This window comes from Enterovibrio sp. FF113, assembly GCF_041439165.1.
Taxonomy (GTDB): Bacteria; Pseudomonadota; Gammaproteobacteria; order Enterobacterales; family Vibrionaceae; genus Enterovibrio; species Enterovibrio norvegicus_A.
In genome coordinates this window covers 24,138-43,477 of sequence record NZ_JBGONO010000004.1, presented here as the reverse complement: position 1 = coordinate 43,477, position 19,340 = coordinate 24,138, and the positions used below count along the sequence as shown (strand labels likewise).

The following is a 19,340-nucleotide window of genomic DNA, read 5'->3' as shown; positions in this document are numbered from 1 at the left end:
AATACACATTGCCAACCAAACCTGCGCCGTGTGAACATTGCGGCTTTCATTACAACTGCTTGTGCGACCAAACTCCGTCGTTAAACAGCAATGTGCGTATTGAACTATTAATGCACGAAACAGAAGCCAACCGCGCCACCAATACCGGTCGGCTTTTGGAAGCTTCACTGCCGCTTTGTCGACGTCACATCTGGCACCGAAAAACACCACCAGCAGAATTGCTGACCTTACTGGCAGACCCTGCGGCTCAGCCATTTTTGGTATTTCCAAGCGAAACGGCGACCCCGCTAGAGAGATTGACAGAATGTCACCCGTCATCATCAAACAGACAGCCATACGAAAAGCCTCTGCATTTCATCATCGTGGATGCAACGTGGCAGCAGGCGCACAAGATGCTGCGCCAGAGCCCTTGGCTGGAAGATATACCAACGGTGACCTTGCCCGAAGGGCTGACAACCGCCTATTCACTGCGCCGCAATCAACCCTCGGGGTCACTCTGCACCTGTGAAGTCGGCATTGAAATCTTAGCCGCGCTAGGTGAACAGGAGAACGCTCGCGCCATATCTGCATACTTTCATCAATTTATGCTCATGTTCGAAGCAGATCGGCAACATATCGCGTTATCACAATAGCGCACCTAAGACTTGCAAGCCGGCAAGTCTGACTTTACTGTTATGAAACAGATATCGCTCACAGGACGCACAAACATGACCGTGGTATCAATGGCGGCCAATACGCCGCTTGAACAGCAGATAAATGCCTTAGAAACACAGTTTTCTAAGCTGACCGAATTGGGTAAACAAATCCCTGACATTGGCTATGCCGAGCGCATTCAAGACTTAACTTGTCTGCAGCGCGTACTGAAAATCCATACCGACGCGTTAGTTGACGCATTATCGCAAGATTATGGTCATCGCAGTCGCACCGACACCCTGATGGCAGACATCATGCCGTGCTTTCAGATGCTTCGTTATACCAAGCGCAAGCTCAAACGCTGGATGAAACCTTCGCGCCGATCCACCGGTCTTTTGCTCGCCCCCGCCAAGGTTGAAATTCATTATCAGCCACTTGGCGTTGTCGGCATCATCGTGCCATGGAACTTCCCGATCACCTTAAGCCTGATCCCTTTGATGACAGCTATCGCGGCGGGCAACCGCGTGATGCTCAAGATGAGTGAATTCACGCCACTCACCAATCAGGTTGTCAAAACCATGCTCACAGAGGCGTTTTCTGAAGACAAAGTGAGTGTCATTGAAGGTGATGTCGCCGTGGCAACCGCATTCACCAAGCTGCCTTTCGATCACCTGCTGTTTACTGGCTCGACCGAAGTGGGCAAAAAAGTGATGGAAGCGGCTTCCGCAAACCTCACACCTGTCACGCTAGAGTTAGGCGGGAAATCCCCCGTGATTATTGCCCCCGACATTGCCCCCGAGATCGCGGCGGAGCGTCTGTTGTTTGGCAAAAACCTCAATGCGGGGCAAATCTGCGTCGCCCCCGACCATCTTTATGTTCATGAAGATAAACTGGATGATGTCGTCGAAGCGCTTCGCGCTCAATGGAAGGCCGCCTACCCCGAGGGTATTCAAAGCGATGATCGCACGGCCATTATCAATGACCGCCAATTCGCCAGACTGGAGTCTTTGATTGATGATGCACAAAAGCGTGGCGTCACGGTTATCCCGCTGAGTGAGGAAGCCATATTGCCTGCAACACGAAAAATGGCGCTTCACCTGGTGATCAACCCGCCCGCAGACAGCGTCATCATGCAGCAAGAAATCTTCGGCCCCTTGCTGCCCATCATCACATATCACGATGTGCAGGATGTGCTCACGATCATTCGAAACATGCCGCGACCATTAGCCCTGTATTTGATGTCCTTTGATGAAGATTTCAAGCGTCATGTCATCCGACACACGCACTCAGGCTCTATCGCCGTTAATGACACCATTACCCAGGTTGCCGTCGATGACGCACCTTTTGGCGGCGTAGGTCCATCTGGTTTAGGTCACTACCACGGCATCGAAGGCTTCCGCACTTTCAGCCATGCCAAAACCGTGCTCAGCCGAGGCAAGTTCAACCCCGGCAAGCTGATGACACCGCCGTATGGAAAATGGTGGCAAAAGATCATGTTCACGTTGTTTTTGCGATAAAAAAAGGCGCTGCTATTACGTGGCGCCTTTTTCAAAATCTACAAAATTTAAAAATAACAAATCGCGCCACATGAAACATGTGTGATTTATTTTTTAAAATATATTCAAGAATGTGAAATAAAACGTAAATGTAACGTCATGCAGGCATCATTAAGCACGGGATGTGATGATAAATTGCAGTGCTGATATTTTTGGAGAGTGATTGTAATCTAGAAAAGAGTTGTAAATAGAAGGCTTAGAGCGAGAACGATTTATTGCAGGCGAAAAAAAACGCAGATGGATAACCACCTGCGCTCTTCTTTCGAAATTACAGAGCTACTACGTTAGCAGCTTGTGGGCCTTTTTGGCCTTGCTCAACTTCGAAAGATACTTTTTGGCCTTCAGCCAGAGTTTTGAAGCCTTCAGAAGCGATAGCACGGAAGTGAACGAATACGTCAGCACCGCCGTTGTCTTGAGTAATAAAACCAAAACCTTTCTCTTCGTTAAACCATTTTACTAGACCAGTTGTTTTGTTAGACATAATGTGTCCCTTAATATTAATTCATAAAAAATTTCGCAAAAATGCGATGCACTGAAAGCTTGAATTATTGAATGTTACGATGAAGCTAAGGGAAACACAGAGGGCACAACAATTGGAAGGCAAACTGAATTTTTACTTTTACTTTTACGTCTTTCATTAATAACCCTGTTCAACAGAGCGAGGTGAATAATACTCGAACGCCTATTTTTGTAAAGGTTTATTTTTATCGTTTAGAGAATAAATTTTGCGCACTAAGCCCGAGGTCAGCCTCCCCCTAAAAGTGGAAGCGCCAGACCTCGATTCAAGTCTTTCATTTACTTACTGCTAATCACACATTCTGCCCTGCAACCCAGCCGGAACTCCATGCCCACTGGAAGTTGTACCCCCCCAGCCAGCCAGACACATCCATCACTTCGCCGACAAAATATAGCCCTGAGACTTTTTTCGTTTCCATGGTTTTTGAAGACAGTTCATCAGTATCCACGCCGCCCAGCGTGACTTCCGCCGTGCGATAGCCTTCTGTGCCGTTCGGGGCGATATTCCACTGGTGCAGATAATCCGCCAGCGACGCAATCTCTTTGGGGTTGAGCTGCTTGAGCGGCTTATCTTCGATATCACCGCGTGTGATCATGGCTTCGACCAAACGCTTTGGAAGCAATCGTGACAAGCTGTTTTTCAGGCTCTGCGCCGGATGTTTGTCACGCATCGCGTTGATGGTGTCAGCCAGATCTAAATCCGGCAACAAGTTCACCGTGACTTTCTCGCCGGGCACCCAGTATGAACTTATCTGCAACACCACAGGGCCAGACAAACCACGATGAGTAAACAGTAGGTTCTCTTTAAAGGTCACATCATTTTCTGACGTGATGGTGACCGGAATGGCAATACCAGACAAATCAGCAAACGCAGCCTTGTCTTTGTCGTGCAAAGTGAATGGCACTAGGCCTGCGGTGGTCGGTATGCGCTTCAAGCCAAACTGCTCTGCAATGTGGTAACCGAATGGGGTTGCGCCGAGCTTGGGCATTGATAGCCCACCTGTTGCCACCACCAATGACTGGCACGCTACCGTGTCGGTATCGAGTTTTAATGTGAAGCCGTCTTCGTTTTTCTCAATGCTATGCACATCGCAACGATAGCGTTGTTCGACATTGGGCATATCGCACTCTTTTAGCAGCATTTCGACGATATCTTTCGCCGAGTCAATGCAAAATAGCTGGCCGTGCTCACGCTCTTCCCATGCAATTCCGTATTCGTTGATCATGGAAAAGAAGTCCCACTGGCTGTATTGCGCCAGGGCGGACTTAGCAAAATGCGGATTGCCACAGACGAAGTTAGATGCCGTAACGTCGTAGTTAGTGAAGTTGCAACGACCACCGCCGGAGATCAGAATCTTCCGTCCTGGTTTTTTGCCGTTATCGACCACCAGCACGGAACGACCGCGCTTACCCGCTTGCGCGGCACACATCAAGCCTGCTGCACCTGCGCCAATGATCACTACATCAACTTGCTTCATCTCTTCACTCTACTGCTTTAACAACGATCTGCATTAAATAGGGCGGCATTGTAGCCGCCCAGATCCGCTTGAGCCAGTGTGTTGTCTGATTCAGTGCTTGTTCGATGCTGCTTGGATAGCCTCAGGCACGGGAATGGCAGCTTCAGTCATCTCGTCTTTATCAAAGCTGATGGTGCGCGATGGGAACGCGAAGTCTGCACCATGTGCATGAACAATATCGACAATTTTCAGCATTACATCCTGCTTCACTTCGTGATAGCGAGACCAATTGATGGTTTTGGTGAAGGCATAAATAAAGAAGTTAAGCGACGAGCCTGCAAAGGCATCAAAATTCACCATCAAGGTCGACCGCTGTTCAATGTCGGGATGGGTCTCCAGCATCGCTTTCACATCCGTCACAATGGCCGCCATTTTGTCGGCGTCTTTGTAGCGAAGGCCAATGGTTTCGTTGATGCGGCGATGTTGCATGCGCGAAGGATTCAACACCACAATGCTGCTAAATACCGAGTTCGGCACATACAAAGGGCGGCTTTCAAAGCTGCGGATCATGGTCATTCGCATACCGATGCGCTCTACCGTGCCTTCGATGTTGCGATCAGGAGAGCTAATCCAATCGCCCACACTGAAAGGCCGATCGAAATAAATCATCAGCCCCCCGAAGAAATTCGACAATAAATCTTTGGCTGCTAAACCCACGATAAGGCCACCAACACCACCAAAGGTGAGAAGACCTGTCAGGCTAATACCAAATGCTTGTAGCGCCGTTAATACGCCCACGACGGCTAATAACAAGCGCAGTATATGCCCCATCGCAGACACCGTGGTTTGGTCGCGCGTATCGGATTTCATCAAATACGCTTCTATGCGATTAACCAAACGCAGCAATATCCAAAGGATGACTGCAAAAACAAGCACCCGACGCGACACCACCAGCCAGCTTTCACTCACTTTCGCCGTGGCTGCTAACAGGCTGTCGAGCACATAACTCGATGGCCATAGCCATATCAACACGCTAATGGGCGTGCTCACTGTTTGCAGTAAAATGGTGTCCCACTCGGTTTTTGTCTTTTGAGAAATCGCGACCAAACGTCCAAAGACGACGTGCCACACTAACCAAGCAAATGCTGCCATCGCCAACAACACGGCAATGTGTTCTACCCATTCTAAATTGATGCTTTGAGAACTCGAATGCCACCACGCCATGAATCGATCCACGTCGCTCACCCCTTATCGTCAGGTATTTTGGTTTTAGGTCTTTGAATTATTGGTGTCGAGGGTAACAAAAAAAACGCTGACAACTGCCAGCGTTTTTTGATTTTTGCTAAGAGCCTTCGTTAGGCCAGAGCTTCGGCTTTGTTAGTCGCTTCAGTGTTTGCAAAGAAAAAACTTAAAGACCTGCGAACGCCACAAAAAAGAGTGAAACAACCAAAGCGAGTACAAGGGCGGTCGATAAAATAAACAAGTGTCTGACTTTGTTGCACTTGGCAATAAAAGCCGTATCGTGGTGATGAAGATATTCCTGACTTCGAATGTAATGATATAACCGCTTTTGTCGGCTGATATCTCCTTGGGAAGAAAAGAAATTATTGCCACGGGTCATTTGCTGATACAGCAGTGGGTTGGCTTCTCGCATCATCACGAGTAAAACACGAAGTGAACTCACATAACGCAGGATGTTCGCCAGCGTAACAAAGAAAATCGCGATAATTAAGGCGTCTCCGCTCATGGTCTCATCTCCCATTGTTGCCTAAGGGAAGCCCGAGCGAAGACGTAATATGCGTCTTAAGCCACAGGGCTATCCATCACAGAAGTGGGTGCTTGTTTGGCCATTTCTGCCAAATCTTTATCAATGAAGAAGAGGGCTTTTCCGTCTTCCCCTACCAGTTCAATCTTGTCAATCACACTCTTGAAGATTTTTTCTTCTTCGTGTTGTTCAGCGACATACCACTGCAAGAAACTAAATGTAGAATAGTCCTGCGTAGTGAACGCGACGTGTGCCAAATGATTAATTTTCTCAGTAATGAGTTGCTCATGTTTGTACGTTTCACGAAACACTTCACCAAGCGATTCAAAATGGTGGCGAGGCGCTTCAATCGTGCCCAATATCGGCATCGCACCGGTCTCACTCACGTAGGTGAATAGACGCTGCATGTGCTCCATTTCTTCTTGCGCATGCTTACGCATAAACTGCGCTGCACCCTCAAATCCTTTGTCTTCACACCATGCACTCATTTGTAAGTATAGGTTTGATGAAAAAAACTCCAAATTAATCTGCGCATTCAGTTGCTCAATCATGGGTTTTGCTAGCATGCTATTGTTTCCCTTCTATTCAATCTGAGAGTCATTTTGTCTGTCGGTGAACGTTAATTCAACCCCGCCAGTCGATCTGTAGTAACACGTTCACCAAGCACACATCGGCATTGGGATCTCTGCAACAGTCTTGTTTTGGAGACAATGATAGTTTTTGATTGATGTTCATGACGAATATATCCAAAAGTCCCCATCAGATGAGCAAACGACGCCATACATTGCGAAGGAAACTCCACTAATATTGATGAGGATTGGGTATCGTTTTACGGTTTTATTCAGGAGTCAGGCTATGGGTTATAAACACATTCTGGTGGCGGTCGATCTCTCTGCCGACAGCGAAGCACTGGTTCAAAAAGGCGCTGATCTGGCTAAACCCCTCGGAGCAAAACTGTCACTGATCCACATCGACGTCAACTACGCGCAACTCTACACAGGCCTCATAGACGTCAATCTGGTGGAAACGCGCAACCACATTATTGATGAAGCGCAGTCGCAACTGAACACGCTGGCAAAACACGTGGATATTCCCGTCACTCATACGTTGGTCGCCAGTGGTGACTTAGCCGAGGAGATCACCGAATCTATCGGCCATTTCGGCATTGATCTCGTCATTTGTGGTCATCATCAAGATTTTTGGAGTGCGTTAATTTCGTCCGCCAAACAACTGATCAATAAAACCCCTGTCGACATGCTGATGGTGCCGCTACCAAGCTGATCGCACACGCCAAGTACGCTGATCCGTCCAGATTCTCGATCCCTACCTATTGACGCAATTTCCGGTACACTTTGCGGCAGTTTCTTACCAAATATGGATCGTTATGGGATACCTCGCGTTTATTACCCTCTTATGGGCTTTTTCTTTCAGCTTAATTGGCGTTTACCTTGCCGGACAGGTCGATGCTTGGTTTTCAGTCGTTACCCGGGTGGCGTTGGCGGCGGTGGTTTTTCTGCCATTTTTACGCCTCAAAGGTGTGCCTCGTCCGCTCATGCTTAAGTTAATGGCCATTGGTGGCATTCAGCTTGGCCTCATGTATTGCTTCTACTACCAATCCTTTTTATATCTCTCTGTACCAGAAGTACTCCTTTTCACGGTATTCACGCCCGTCTATGTCACGCTGACGTATGATTTACTGCATCGCCGCTTCTCTCCCTGGTATCTGATGACGGCTGCACTGGCCGTGCTTGGCGCGGTAATGATCAAGTTCGCGTCGGTGAATCCAAACTTTATGCTGGGTTTCTTGATTGTTCAGGGTGCAAACCTCTGTTTTGCCATTGGCCAGGTCAGCTATAAATTCTTGATGGAACGCACAGAGACAGACGTGCCGCAACACACGGTGTTTGGCCTGTTTTACCTTGGCGCATTGTGTGTGGCTTTGCCTGCATTTCTGCTGCTCGGCAACACAGACAAGCTGCCCACCACATCGTTGCAATGGGGCATTTTGATTTACCTTGGTACTGTGGCATCAGGCTTGGGCTATTTCTTGTGGAACAAGGGAGCGACACTCGTCAATGCTGGCGCACTGGCGGTGATGAACAATGTGCTGGTACCAGCAGGTATTGTGGTCAATGTGCTGATCTGGAACCGCGATGCGGATCTGGGGACACTTACGATGGGGGGCGCAGTGATTTTGGCCTCGCTCTGGCTCAATGAAACTTGGGTGAAAAAGAAAATATTGGCGTCTAACCACACTCACGCATAAATAAAAAAAACCGCCAAATTGGCGGTTTTTTATCGGCTTAGCGAAGCTACGTTATAGAAATGCAAACGCATCGCCAAACAAGTGGTCACGCTCTGCGCCGCGTTCGGTGCAAAACATTTCGCGTGCCGCGCCTGCCATTTCAAAGCGACCCGCGATATACACGTCATAGGCTGACAGCGACACGAAGTCTTCCATCACGGCTTGCAGCACATTGCCTTCTTTGCCAGCCCAACCTTGCGGTGTGTTTTCTACGACAGGAATGTAAGTCAGTTGGCTGTTTTTCAATGCCAACGCTTCCATTTCATCATTGGCATAAAGCTGACTGATATCACGTCCGCCCCAATAAAGGAAAATCGGCTGCTTGAAGCCTTGGCTCAGACAATGATCCAACATGCTGCGCACGTAAGAAAAACCTGTACCACCCGCAATCAGAACTAATGGGCGTTGGCGTTCTTGACGAAGCCAAGCTTCACCGTGCGGCGCTTCAATCAAAAAGGAGTCATCCCCTTTTTCTAGCGCAGCTTGAGCCGCTTTCACCACATCCATAGCATAGGCATTTTCTTCTGCTGCACCAATGTGCAATTCAAGCTCATGGCCATTTTGACGGCATGGGCTGCTGGCAATCGAGAATGGACGCTTGTCTTTCTCACCCATCACCGCTAGCAGGTATTGACCCGCTTTGTAGCTCACAGGCTGCTCAGGCTTTAATAAAATTCGATAGGTGTTATTGGTCAGTGACGACACTGACGTTACTTCACATTTAATAGTCATCGCTTTCCTCAAAACTAACCACCAGATCACTGCTGGGAATGGCCTGACAGGCAAATATCCAGCCGTGCTCTTTTTCTTGTTCGGTGAGCATAGGCTCCAGGTGATAATGCACATCACCTTCTATCAACCTGCAAAGACAGGTTGCACAAGCACCGATCTGACAACGGTTAGGAAATGGTATTCCTGCGCTGAGCGCGCCTTGTAATAGTGTTTGGTGCGCAGCAACCTCAAACTGGGCTCCTGCTGGCATCAGGTTTACTTTATACATGGATTAAATACCCAACATGCCCCACATTTCGTCTACTTTCGCAACAATTTGCGGATCTTTGGCAATGGGTGTTCCCCATTCACGGGTCGATTCTCCCGGCCATTTATTGGTGGCATCTAACCCCATTCTAGACCCGCACTCGCTAACTGGCGATGCATCACCGCGAGCGTCTTCTCGATAATCATCCGTAGGCGACTTCGCGAACAGGGTATCACGAGCCGGATCCATGCGGGTGGTTATTGCCCAAATTACATCGTTCCAGTCGCGTACATTGACGTCACCATCATCAAATACCATGACGAATTTGAGGTCTATAATTTGCCCCAATGATGCCCAAATGCTTTCCATCACACGAGGAGCATGGCCCACAGAATCTTTCTTAATGGTCACCAATGCCATGCGACTCGCATTGGCTTCAGACGGCAGGTAGAGATCAATAATTTCTGGCAACTGTGCACGCACAGCAAGCATTGCTTCTTTAAGCTTTTCCAGATCAGGCTGCGCATCATTTGGCGAAGGGTAATTGACGGTTTCCGCTTCCCATTTAACGGTGGCGTCGATGCCCATTTTGGAGCCCAACCCCACAACTGGTGATGCAAAGTCGAGAGAATCAATTGGGGTGTTTTCGATAAGCAGCGTGTCACGCATCGGATCCATGCGAGTCGTCATTGCTTGAATAACACTGTGCCAGTCACGGGTATCAACGTCTTCATCAACCACGATGACATACTTGGTGTACATAAATTGGCGTAAGAAAGACCACACACCCATCATCACGCGCTTGGCGTGCCCGGGGTATTGTTTCTTCATGCTCACTACCGCCATGCGATACGAACAGCCTTCCGGCGGCAGATAGAAATCCACAATCTCGGGAAATTGCTTTTGCAAAATAGGCACGAATACTTCGTTCAATGCGACGCCAAGCACTGCTGGTTCATCCGGTGGACGGCCTGTATAGGTGCTGTGATAAATCGGCTTTTGACGCATGGTAATGTGCGTCACGGTGAACACATGATGACGTTCTACTTCGTTGTAATAGCCTGTGTGATCGCCATATGGCCCTTCGTCAGCAAACTCATTCGGATCAATGTAGCCTTCCATCACAATTTCTGCGCTGGCAGGTACATCTAAATCATTGCTGATGCTTTTCACAACTTCGGTCTTACTGCCTCGAAGCAAACCCGCAAACGCGTACTCTGACAAGGTATCCGGCACTGGCGTGACCGCACCAAGAATCGTCGCAGGATCAGCGCCAAAGGCGACAGACACCGGAAAGGGTTCGCCTGGGTTTGTTTCCATCCATTCACGTAAATCCAGCGCACCGCCTCGGTGTGCTAACCAACGCATGATGACTTTGTTTTTACCGATTTTCTGCTGACGATAAATACCGAGGTTCTGGCGTTTTTTATTCGGCCCACGGGTGATGGTTAATCCCCATGTCAGCAGCGGTGCCACGTCATCCGGCCAACAGCTCATCACAGGAATTTTATCAAGATCGACGTCATCACCTTGCCACACGATGTCCTGACACGGTGCTTTGCGCAGTTTTTTGGCTGGCATGTTTAACACTTGTCGAAACACAGGCAGCTTGTCTAACGCATCTTTAAAGCCCTTTGGCGGCTCAGGCTCTTTGAGGTATGCCAGCAATTTACCGACTTCTCGCAGCGCGGTGACGTCATCACGCCCCATGCCCATAGCGACACGCTTTGGTGTTCCAAACAGGTTTGCTAGCACGGGAATATCGTAACCGACCGGGTTTTCAAACAATAACGCGGGGCCACCGTCACGCAAGACGCGATCCGCGATTTCTGTCATTTCTTGATTTGGGTCGACAGGATGAGAGATGCGTTTTAACTCACCGACAGATTCCAAATAGTCGATAAACACGCGTAAATCAGTAAATTTCATAGCCTTCCCGGATGAGATGTAAGGATTCGATTATAACGGGATGTGTCGCGGGTAACACGTTTGTAAAAATGAAAACAAAAGGTCTATCAGTCAGCTTTTGACGCTATCTAGTCCATTCTCGATATTACGACGAGTGACACCCGAGACTTGTTGCAGCAATTGCTCCAACCAAACACGGTGACCCTGTTCAGCCAACAGCGTTGCAATAGATTTACCGCGCTGACGATCGCCAATCTGCTTAAGCAAAAACGTTTTCACATCGTCAGGAAGAGGATGTAAACCTGCTAGCTGTCTGATTGCCATCTCCGCCAATACGGGGTTAACCGTGGCGGCGATCATCTGATCAATATGTTGTTGGCTAACAGGAGGGGTATCCATCTTCCGCAACACTTCCAAACTGGCGCTATCAGTGCGTCGCAGCCAAAGTAAGCTATACAGCGCGTTACTGCGGGTTTGGGTGGCTAACGCTGCCAAAACCGTATTATCAGGACTCCAGTCCATATTTTTGTCACCAAGATACAGCAGCTCAAGTTTATTGAGCGCTTGCGGTGATAAATTAGAGATTAAGCTGACTAACGCTTCTCGTCGCAATGTGTAATCATTTGAAGAGAACGATAGCCATTTCGCTAAGGACAACTGATCATAATTGAGCAGCCTGTTCGCTTCATCACCCAGCAATTTAATTTCCCAGCGATTAAGTACCCATCTCGCTTCGCCCGCATAGTTAAAAGCAGGCATGGTTACCCAATAGCCATTACCCTGACTTTTCACTAAATACTTAGGCTGTTGATGACTGATGGTGACAAGAAACTTTTCGATTTCTGGCGTCATTTTAGAAAAATTCAACGCACGACGAGTCACGACGGTCAGCGCTTCTTCGCGCAACAATTCAGGTAAGGAGGCCAGATAGGTGTCAAGCTGTGGGATCTGGTTAGCATCAAACAAAGTGGTCGCATGCAGAATAGATGACACCGTATTGGGATCGGCGATATGCGACGCCACGTCATCTGGCGATATCGTGATGGCACGCGATACCCCACCAAAAAGGGCGAAGAAAAATATGATTAGTAAAGCGAGTGAACGTTTCATCCCAGAAATCCTGCGCCAGTACATCCCAATCGACTGGCTGAATAATATGCCAGCTCAATTCTGAGGCTCATTCTCATATTTAGCAACTGATAAGCGCCTGACTCGGTCTTTCTTCAAGCAAAAAAAAGCACCGCTAGGCGGTGCTTTTTTAATTCAGCATGGTGCGCGTTATGATTTCTGACGACGCATTGCTTCAAAGAATTCTTCGTTAGTCTTGGTCATCGAAAGCTTATCAAGCAGGAATTCCATCGCATCGCTTTCGCCCATTGGGTGAACAATCTTGCGCAGGATCCACATTTTCTGCAGCTCATCAGACTTCGTCAGAAGCTCTTCACGACGCGTACCTGAACGCGTGAAGTCGATAGCGGGGAAGACACGCTTCTCGGCAATCTTACGAGACAGGTGCAGTTCCATGTTACCTGTACCCTTAAATTCTTCGTAGATAACTTCATCCATCTTAGAGCCAGTATCAACCAGCGCTGTTGCGATGATGGTCAGGCTTCCGCCCTCTTCGACGTTACGTGCAGCACCGAAGAAACGCTTTGGACGATGCAATGCATTCGCATCAACACCACCAGTCAGAACTTTGCCTGAGCTTGGTACCACGGTGTTATAAGCACGTGCCAGACGTGTGATTGAATCCAACAGGATAACCACGTCTTTCTTGTGCTCAACAAGGCGTTTGGCCTTTTCGATAACCATTTCAGCTACCTGAACGTGGCGGCTTGCAGGCTCATCAAAGGTAGAAGCAATAACTTCACCTTTTACCAAACGCTGCATTTCGGTCACTTCTTCTGGACGTTCGTCAATCAGAAGTACCATTAGCTCACACTCAGGGTGGTTGTGGGCAATGCTCTGTGCAATGTTCTGCAGCAAAATGGTTTTACCCGCTTTTGGCGGAGCAACAATCAAACCACGTTGACCTTTACCGATTGGCGATGCCAGATCCAGCACACGTGCTGTGATGTCTTCGGTAGAGCCATTACCACGCTCCATCACCATACGCTCGTTTGCGTGCAGTGGCGTCAGGTTTTCAAACAGGATCTTGTTGCGGGCATTATCAGGTCGGTCGTGGTTAACTTCATTCACTTTTAACAGTGCGAAGTAACGCTCGCCATCTTTTGGCGGACGGATTTTGCCAGAGATGGTATCACCAGTTCGCAGGTTAAAACGGCGAATTTGGCTTGGTGAAACATAGATATCATCTGGGCCAGCAAGGTAAGAGCAGTCTGCACTGCGCAGGAAGCCGAAGCCGTCCTGAAGGATCTCCAGCACGCCGTTTCCAAAAATATCTTCGCCGCTTTTCGCGTGTTGCTTCAAGATCGCGAAGATGATGTCTTGTTTACGAAGGCGGGCAAGGTTTTCAAGGCCCATGCTTTCGCCTAAGGCGACCAGCTCAGAAACGGCCTGATTCTTCAGTTCGGTAAGATTCATAGTGGTAGGTGTCTTGTCAGTCAAATTTGAGGTCTGATTAGTTTGGGTTTGGGAATCACAGGGTGTGATCGAGAGATGAACAGATGTACACTTTACGTGCAATAAGTTAGCACCTGATCGGGGAACTGTCTAGCTGATAGAGACAAATAAGCCGCGACCTGGGCGGTTCACGGCTTACAAGTCACATTATAGGTTTGCGTCTAGGAACTCTTTCAGTTGAGTTTTAGACAGTGCGCCAACCTTCGTTGCCGCCACACCGCCGTCTTTAAAAAGCAGCAATGTTGGGATACCGCGAATACCAAACTTAGGCGGTGTACCCGCATTCTGGTCGATATTCAGCTTACCAATAGTGACTTTCCCTTCGTACTCTTCAGCGATCTCGTCAAGAATCGGCGCGATCATTTTACAAGGACCACACCACTCCGCCCAGAAATCGACCAGCACAGGGCCTTTAGCATTGATAACATCTGCGTCGAAGCTGTCGTCTGTCAGCTGCAAAATCTTGTCGCTCATCTTTCACTCCAATGATTACTTTTTGTCACTGGTGATATACCAACCAGTAAATCATCACACTATTTGAATGTATTCACTATCGTATTGCAAGCCTAAGCTGATATTCTATGCGGATGAAAATGACGCATCTCACAGAGCAAAAATTTGCCGACTTCGGACTTCATGCCGATGTCATCAAAGGTTTGGAAGAAAAAGGGTTTCATAATTGTACCCCTATCCAAGCTTTGGCATTGCCGGTCCTGCTCACCGGCCGAGACATTGCAGGACAGGCCCAAACGGGCACAGGTAAGACACTGGCATTCCTGACTGCGACTTTCCATCACTTGCTGACAACGGAGGCTCCTGCCGACCGCAAGAAAAACTGCCCGCGAGCCATTATTATGGCACCGACGCGCGAACTTGCGATCCAGATCTATAATGATGCTGCCCCGTTACTGGCCTCAACCTCACTGACCGCAGGCCTTGCTTACGGTGGTGAAGCGTACGACAAGCAGAAAGAAGTACTGGAAAATGGCGTTGATATTCTTATCGGCACCTGTGGTCGTATTATCGACTTCTACAAACAGCACGTGATTGATCTGCGCAGCATTCAAGCCGTTGTACTGGATGAAGCTGACCGCATGTTTGACCTTGGCTTTATCAAGGACATCCGTTTCTTGTTCCGTCGCATGCCGGCTCCTTCAGAGCGCCAAAACATGCTGTTCTCTGCCACCCTGTCTTATCGTGTACAGGAACTGGCGTTTGAGCACATGACAAACCCTGAACATGTTGTTGTAGAACCGGACCAAAAAACCGGACATCGCATCCAAGAAGAGCTCTTCTACCCGTCAAACACTGACAAAATGCGCCTGCTGCAAACGCTGATTGAAGAAGATTGGCCAGAGCGCGCCATTATCTTTGCCAACACCAAGCACCGCTGCGAGCAAATCTGGGGCCACTTGGCTGCGGATGATCTGCGTGCTGGTTTGCTAACCGGTGATGTGCCGCAGAAAAAGCGCATGAAGATCTTAGAAGACTTCACGAAAGGTGATATCGACTTCCTAGTTGCAACCGACGTTGCCGCCCGTGGTCTGCATATTCCTCAGGTAACACACGTATTCAACTACGATCTACCTGACGATAGCGAAGATTATGTTCACCGTATTGGTCGAACTGGTCGTGCGGGTGCAAGCGGTCACTCTATCAGTTTCGCGTGTGAAGAATACGCCGTGAACCTGCCGGGTATCGAAGAGTATATCGATCACGCTATCCCAGTGTCTGAATACAATGAAGACGCTTTGATGACTGATTTACCTGCCCCGATACGCCTACAGCGTCCGCGTCAAGTAAACGGCCGCCGTAACACGTCAAGCAGCAAGCCAGGTTCACAACCTCGCGGCCGCGGTCGTCGTCGTCCGCCACAGAATAAAGCGTAAAGCACTCAGGGGTAACACAGCATGGATCACGCGCGTTCGCCCCTGTACGCTGCCATTGACCTCGGTTCAAACAGCTTTCATATGCTGGTTGTCCGCGAAGTTCAAGGCAGCGTGCAAACGCTGGCAAAAATCAAACGCAAAGTCCGCCTCGCCGCAGGCTTGGACAAACAGCTCAATCTCAGCGAAGACGCGATGCAGCGTGGTTGGGACTGCCTTTCCCTTTTTGCAGAACGCCTGCAAGATATTGACACCTCCAACATCCGTATTGTTGCCACCGCCGCTTTGCGCAGTGCAAAAAACGCCGATGTGTTCATCACCAAAGCCAATCAAATCCTCGGTCATCCCATCACAGTGATTACCGGTGAAGAGGAAGCCTGCACCATTTATCAAGGTGTGGCGCATACCTCGGGTGGCAAAGGCAAGCGACTGGTGGTTGATATAGGTGGTGCGAGCACAGAGCTTATTATCGGTGAAGGCTTTGATGCCGCTGCCTTAACTAGCCTCGACATGGGCTGCGTGACTTGGCTTGAACAGCACTTCAAAGACCGCACATTGACCGAAGCCAGCTTTACTCGCGCCATTGACGGCGCAAAACAGGTGTTGGCACCGATTGTTGAGCGTTATCGTTCACTCGGCTGGGATATATGCGTCGGGGCAAGTGGAACGGTTCAAGCGCTGCAAGAAATCATGATTGCGCAAGGTATGGATGAGGTGATCACCCTCGCCAAACTACACCGATTACGTAAACAAGCCATCGGCTTTGGTCAGGTTGAAGAACTCGACATTGATGGTTTGACGCTAGAACGCGCCTTGGTATTCCCAAGCGGCCTATCAATTCTGATTGCGGTTTTTGAACAATTCGACATTGATTCGATGACACTAGCAGGCGGCGCACTGCGTGAAGGCTTGGTGTATGGCATGATGGATACGATGCGCCAACAAGATATTCGCACGCGTACCATTCAAAGCATACAGTCTCGCTATCAGTTAGATCGCGCACAAGCCGACAACGTCGCCAACATGGCACTGAATCTACTCAGCCAATGTGGTGATGAATGGATAGCAGAGCCTATTGCGGAAGAGATGCTGAGATCTGCCACCGAACTCTATGAGATTGGCATGAGTATCGGTTTCAAAAAAGATGGCGTACATGCTGCCTATTTGATTAAAAACCTCGACCTACCTGGCTTTACTCAAGCGCAGAAACAGCTTCTAGCAGAATTACTGCGCCAGTACCGCGAACAACTGCATCCTGTCGGTTCACAAAGCGCCGTGTCTGCAACCAGTGCTAACCGCATTTTGCGACTACTGCGACTGGCCATTATTCTCTGCCACCGCCGTGACAGCAATGTCTTACCGCCGGTGACGTTGAATACCAACAGTGACGAACTAACACTGACGCTGCCCACGACTTGGCTTGCCAACAATCCGCTGATGGCCGCCGAACTGGCACTAGAAGCGCAGCGCCAAAGCGACCAACATTGGCCTCTGACCATTTCGTAAGATTATGTTCAGATACAAAAAAGCACGGCGATTTGCCGTGCTTTTTTATTGTCCATGTATCGGCGGTGAAACCCGTAAATGGTTAAACGTCAATTCCACTGTGGCGTAAAAACGCATCGGGTGACGGCTCGCGTCCACGGAAACGTTTGAACAATTCCATCGGCTCTTCACTGCCGCCACGCTCAAGAATATTCTCCAAGAACGACGCGCCAGTCTCTGTGTTGAAGATACCTTCTTCTTCAAAGCGGCTGAAGGCATCTGATGACAACACTTCTGCCCACAGGTAGCTGTAATAACCCGCGCTATAACCGCCAGCAAAGATATGGCTGAATGAATGCGGGAAGCGATTCCACTCAGGTGATGGCACCACAGACACACGGCTTTTCACTTCTGCCAATGTATCCAGCACTTTCGCCCCTTCTTCTGGGTCAAAGCGGGTGAACAAAGTGAAATCAAACAACGCGAACTCTAGCTGACGCAGGATAAACATCGCCGACTGGAAGTTCTTCGCTGCCAGCATTTTATCTAGCATCTCTTTTGGCAACGGCTCGCCCGTTTCATAGTGACCAGAAATAAACGCTAATGCCTCTTCTTGCCAGCACCAGTTCTCTAAAAACTGACTTGGCAACTCTACCGCATCCCATGGCACTCCATTAATACCCGACACCGCAGACTCGTCCACTTGGGTTAGCATATGGTGAATACCATGACCGAATTCATGGAACAGAGTCACCAGTTCGTCATGGGTAAACAACGCAGGCTTGCCACCAATCGGTTTGTTGAAGTTACACGTTAGGTAGGCGACTGGCGTTTGCAGTTCGCCCGACTCAGTGATGCGTCGAACACGACATTCATCCATCCATGCACCACCGCGCTTGTGTTCACGGGCGTATAAATCGAGGTAGAAACTGCCGCGCAGTTCACCTTGTGCATCAAAGATGTCATAGAAAGAGACCGACTCGTGCCACACATCCACGCCTTCACGACGCTTAACGTCCATACCAAATACGCGTTTCAGTACCTCAAACAGGCCAGCAACCGCCTTGTCTTCAGGAAAATAGGGGCGAAGCTCTTCGTCTGAGATGCTGTATTGGTGTTGTTTAAGTTTCTCTGAGTAGTAGCCGACATCCCAAGGCTCTAATGCTTCCACGCCAAAGGTGTCTTGGGCGAATTGTTTTAGCGCTTCAAACTCTTGCTCGCCTTGTGGACGAGCTTTGTCGACCATTTCGTTGAGGAAGGTCAGTACCTGATCCGTCGATGCCGCCATCTTGGTGGCCAGTGACAATTCACTGTAGCTTGCGAAACCCAACAGGCGAGCAATTTCATTTTTTAGTAACAGGGTTTCACTGATCAGATCCGTGTTGTCCCATTTGCCGGCATTCGGGCCACGATCAGAGGCGCGCGTGGTGTAGGCTTGGTACATTTCTGCGCGCAGTTCACGGTTGTCACAATAGGTCATCACAGGTAAATAAGACGGAATATCCAACGTCAGCAGATAGCCTTCCAGCTCTTTTGCTTCGGCCTGTGCTTGTGCCGCCGCAAGTGCAGATTCTGGCATACCCGCCAACTCACTCACATCAGTGATGTGCTTGCTCCACCCCATGGTGGCATCGAGTACATTATTGGAAAACGTTGAAGAGAGCTCGGAAAGACGCTTACTGATCTCACCGAAACGATGCTGCTCTTTCTGTGGCAAGGCAATGCCCGACAATTCGAAATCACGCAACGCATCCGTCACGGTTTTTTGCTGCGCCGCTGACAAGGAATCAAAATCATCTCGCGCTTTAATCGCTTTATAAGCATCGTATAACGGCTTGTGCTGACCGACCCAAGTCGAGTAATCCGACAGAATAGGCAAACACGCTTCATACGCCTCGCGTAATTCAGGACTGTTCACGACGCCATTCATATGGCCTATCGGTGACCAAATGCGGCTGAGCCTGTCATCACTTTCTGCCAATGGTGCACAAATGGTGTCCCAGCTTGGATCTGTGTTGTTTTCCAACACTGCCTCAATCGCTGCACGGCAATCTGTTATGGCTTGTTCCACCGCAGGTTGAATATTTTCTGGCTTAATATCAGAAAACGGAGGCAAATCGGTAAACGAAAGCAACGGGTTGGACATGATCAGTTCCTTTATTTCTTTCTCTAATGCACTAGTTATGATGGCAAATGAACGGGTTTTCAATGCCGATGCTGCATCCGATCTCGCAATAAGCGATAATGCTCGCTACTTTTGTCCGTTT

At 49.0% G+C, this 19,340-nt stretch carries 18 protein-coding genes; 6 read left to right on the top strand and 12 right to left on the bottom strand.

All coding sequences use genetic code 11. The annotated features are described in order from the left end of the window. Window positions 1–8: 8 nt before the first annotated feature. Window positions 9–632, top strand: a complete 624-nt coding sequence (locus tag ACED36_RS04125; protein WP_026024362.1) for a tRNA-uridine aminocarboxypropyltransferase — start codon at window positions 9–11, stop codon at window positions 630–632. Window positions 633–707: 75 nt separating this feature from the next. Continuing rightward, entirely contained in the window at window positions 708–2,150 is a 1,443-nt protein-coding gene (locus tag ACED36_RS04120) for a coniferyl aldehyde dehydrogenase (protein WP_016960597.1), read from the top strand. Window positions 2,151–2,457: 307 nt separating this feature from the next. On the opposite strand, the gene ACED36_RS04115 is transcribed toward ACED36_RS04120, so the two are convergent. From ACED36_RS04115 to ftnA, 5 genes are all read right to left on the bottom strand, one after another. Then, window positions 2,458–2,670, bottom strand: a complete 213-nt coding sequence (locus tag ACED36_RS04115) for a cold-shock protein (RefSeq protein ID WP_016960596.1) — start codon at window positions 2,668–2,670, stop codon at window positions 2,458–2,460. A gap of 328 nt (window positions 2,671–2,998) precedes the next feature. Beyond that, entirely contained in the window at window positions 2,999–4,183 is a 1,185-nt protein-coding gene (locus tag ACED36_RS04110) for an NAD(P)/FAD-dependent oxidoreductase (RefSeq protein ID WP_016960595.1), read from the bottom strand. 90 nt (window positions 4,184–4,273) lie between these two features. Next, on the bottom strand, window positions 4,274–5,386 hold the full coding sequence (locus ACED36_RS04105; protein WP_016960594.1) for a mechanosensitive ion channel family protein: 1,113 nt from the start codon (window positions 5,384–5,386) through the stop codon (window positions 4,274–4,276). 184 nt (window positions 5,387–5,570) lie between these two features. Next, the gene (uspB, locus tag ACED36_RS04100) at window positions 5,571–5,909 is read right to left on the bottom strand and encodes a universal stress protein UspB (protein ID WP_016960593.1); all 339 of its coding nucleotides are present in this window, start codon (window positions 5,907–5,909) and stop codon (window positions 5,571–5,573) included. Window positions 5,910–5,965: 56 nt separating this feature from the next. Further along, entirely contained in the window at window positions 5,966–6,493 is a 528-nt protein-coding gene (ftnA, locus tag ACED36_RS04095; RefSeq protein WP_016960592.1) for a non-heme ferritin, read from the bottom strand. A 289-nt stretch (window positions 6,494–6,782) separates the two neighbouring features. Between ftnA and ACED36_RS04090 the strand changes: the two genes are divergently transcribed. Beyond that, window positions 6,783–7,208 carry a universal stress protein gene (locus tag ACED36_RS04090; RefSeq protein WP_016960591.1) on the top strand — a complete coding sequence of 142 codons (426 nt, stop codon included), beginning with the start codon at window positions 6,783–6,785 and terminating at the stop codon, window positions 7,206–7,208. A 103-nt stretch (window positions 7,209–7,311) separates the two neighbouring features. Continuing rightward, window positions 7,312–8,193 carry a carboxylate/amino acid/amine transporter gene (locus ACED36_RS04085; protein WP_016960590.1) on the top strand — a complete coding sequence of 294 codons (882 nt, stop codon included), beginning with the start codon at window positions 7,312–7,314 and terminating at the stop codon, window positions 8,191–8,193. A gap of 51 nt (window positions 8,194–8,244) precedes the next feature. Here ACED36_RS04085 and fre read toward each other — a convergent pair whose 3' ends face one another. The 6 genes from fre to trxA all read right to left on the bottom strand — a co-directional run bounded on the left by fre (window position 8,245) and on the right by trxA (window position 14,176). Then, a complete protein-coding gene (gene fre, locus ACED36_RS04080; protein ID WP_016960589.1) occupies window positions 8,245–8,964 on the bottom strand; it encodes an NAD(P)H-flavin reductase in 720 nt (239 codons plus the stop codon). Further along, a complete protein-coding gene (locus ACED36_RS04075; protein WP_016960588.1) occupies window positions 8,954–9,232 on the bottom strand; it encodes a 2Fe-2S iron-sulfur cluster-binding protein in 279 nt (92 codons plus the stop codon). Before ACED36_RS04075 ends, fre begins: the two co-directional genes overlap by 11 nt. A gap of 3 nt (window positions 9,233–9,235) precedes the next feature. Further along, a complete protein-coding gene (gene ubiD / locus ACED36_RS04070) occupies window positions 9,236–11,140 on the bottom strand; it encodes a 4-hydroxy-3-polyprenylbenzoate decarboxylase (RefSeq protein ID WP_016960587.1) in 1,905 nt (634 codons plus the stop codon). Window positions 11,141–11,230: 90 nt separating this feature from the next. Next, the gene (locus tag ACED36_RS04065; RefSeq protein WP_017007534.1) at window positions 11,231–12,229 is read right to left on the bottom strand and encodes a hypothetical protein; all 999 of its coding nucleotides are present in this window, start codon (window positions 12,227–12,229) and stop codon (window positions 11,231–11,233) included. A gap of 168 nt (window positions 12,230–12,397) precedes the next feature. Next, the gene (rho, locus tag ACED36_RS04060) at window positions 12,398–13,663 is read right to left on the bottom strand and encodes a transcription termination factor Rho (protein ID WP_016960585.1); all 1,266 of its coding nucleotides are present in this window, start codon (window positions 13,661–13,663) and stop codon (window positions 12,398–12,400) included. 186 nt (window positions 13,664–13,849) lie between these two features. Beyond that, window positions 13,850–14,176 (bottom strand): thioredoxin TrxA, encoded by a 327-nt coding sequence (gene trxA, locus ACED36_RS04055; protein WP_016960584.1) that lies wholly within the window; start codon window positions 14,174–14,176, stop codon window positions 13,850–13,852. Window positions 14,177–14,289: 113 nt separating this feature from the next. Here trxA and rhlB point away from each other — a divergent pair, with 113 nt between their 5' ends. Beyond that, window positions 14,290–15,591, top strand: coding sequence for an ATP-dependent RNA helicase RhlB (gene rhlB / locus ACED36_RS04050; RefSeq protein WP_026023762.1), 1,302 nt, complete (start codon window positions 14,290–14,292; stop codon window positions 15,589–15,591). A 21-nt stretch (window positions 15,592–15,612) separates the two neighbouring features. Further along, window positions 15,613–17,094, top strand: coding sequence for a guanosine-5'-triphosphate,3'-diphosphate diphosphatase (gppA, locus tag ACED36_RS04045; RefSeq protein ID WP_371732847.1), 1,482 nt, complete (start codon window positions 15,613–15,615; stop codon window positions 17,092–17,094). A gap of 82 nt (window positions 17,095–17,176) precedes the next feature. Here the strand turns inward: gppA and prlC are convergent, their stop codons facing one another. Next, window positions 17,177–19,219, bottom strand: coding sequence for an oligopeptidase A (prlC, locus tag ACED36_RS04040; RefSeq protein WP_371732846.1), 2,043 nt, complete (start codon window positions 19,217–19,219; stop codon window positions 17,177–17,179). Between the last annotated feature and the right edge of the window lie 121 nt (window positions 19,220–19,340).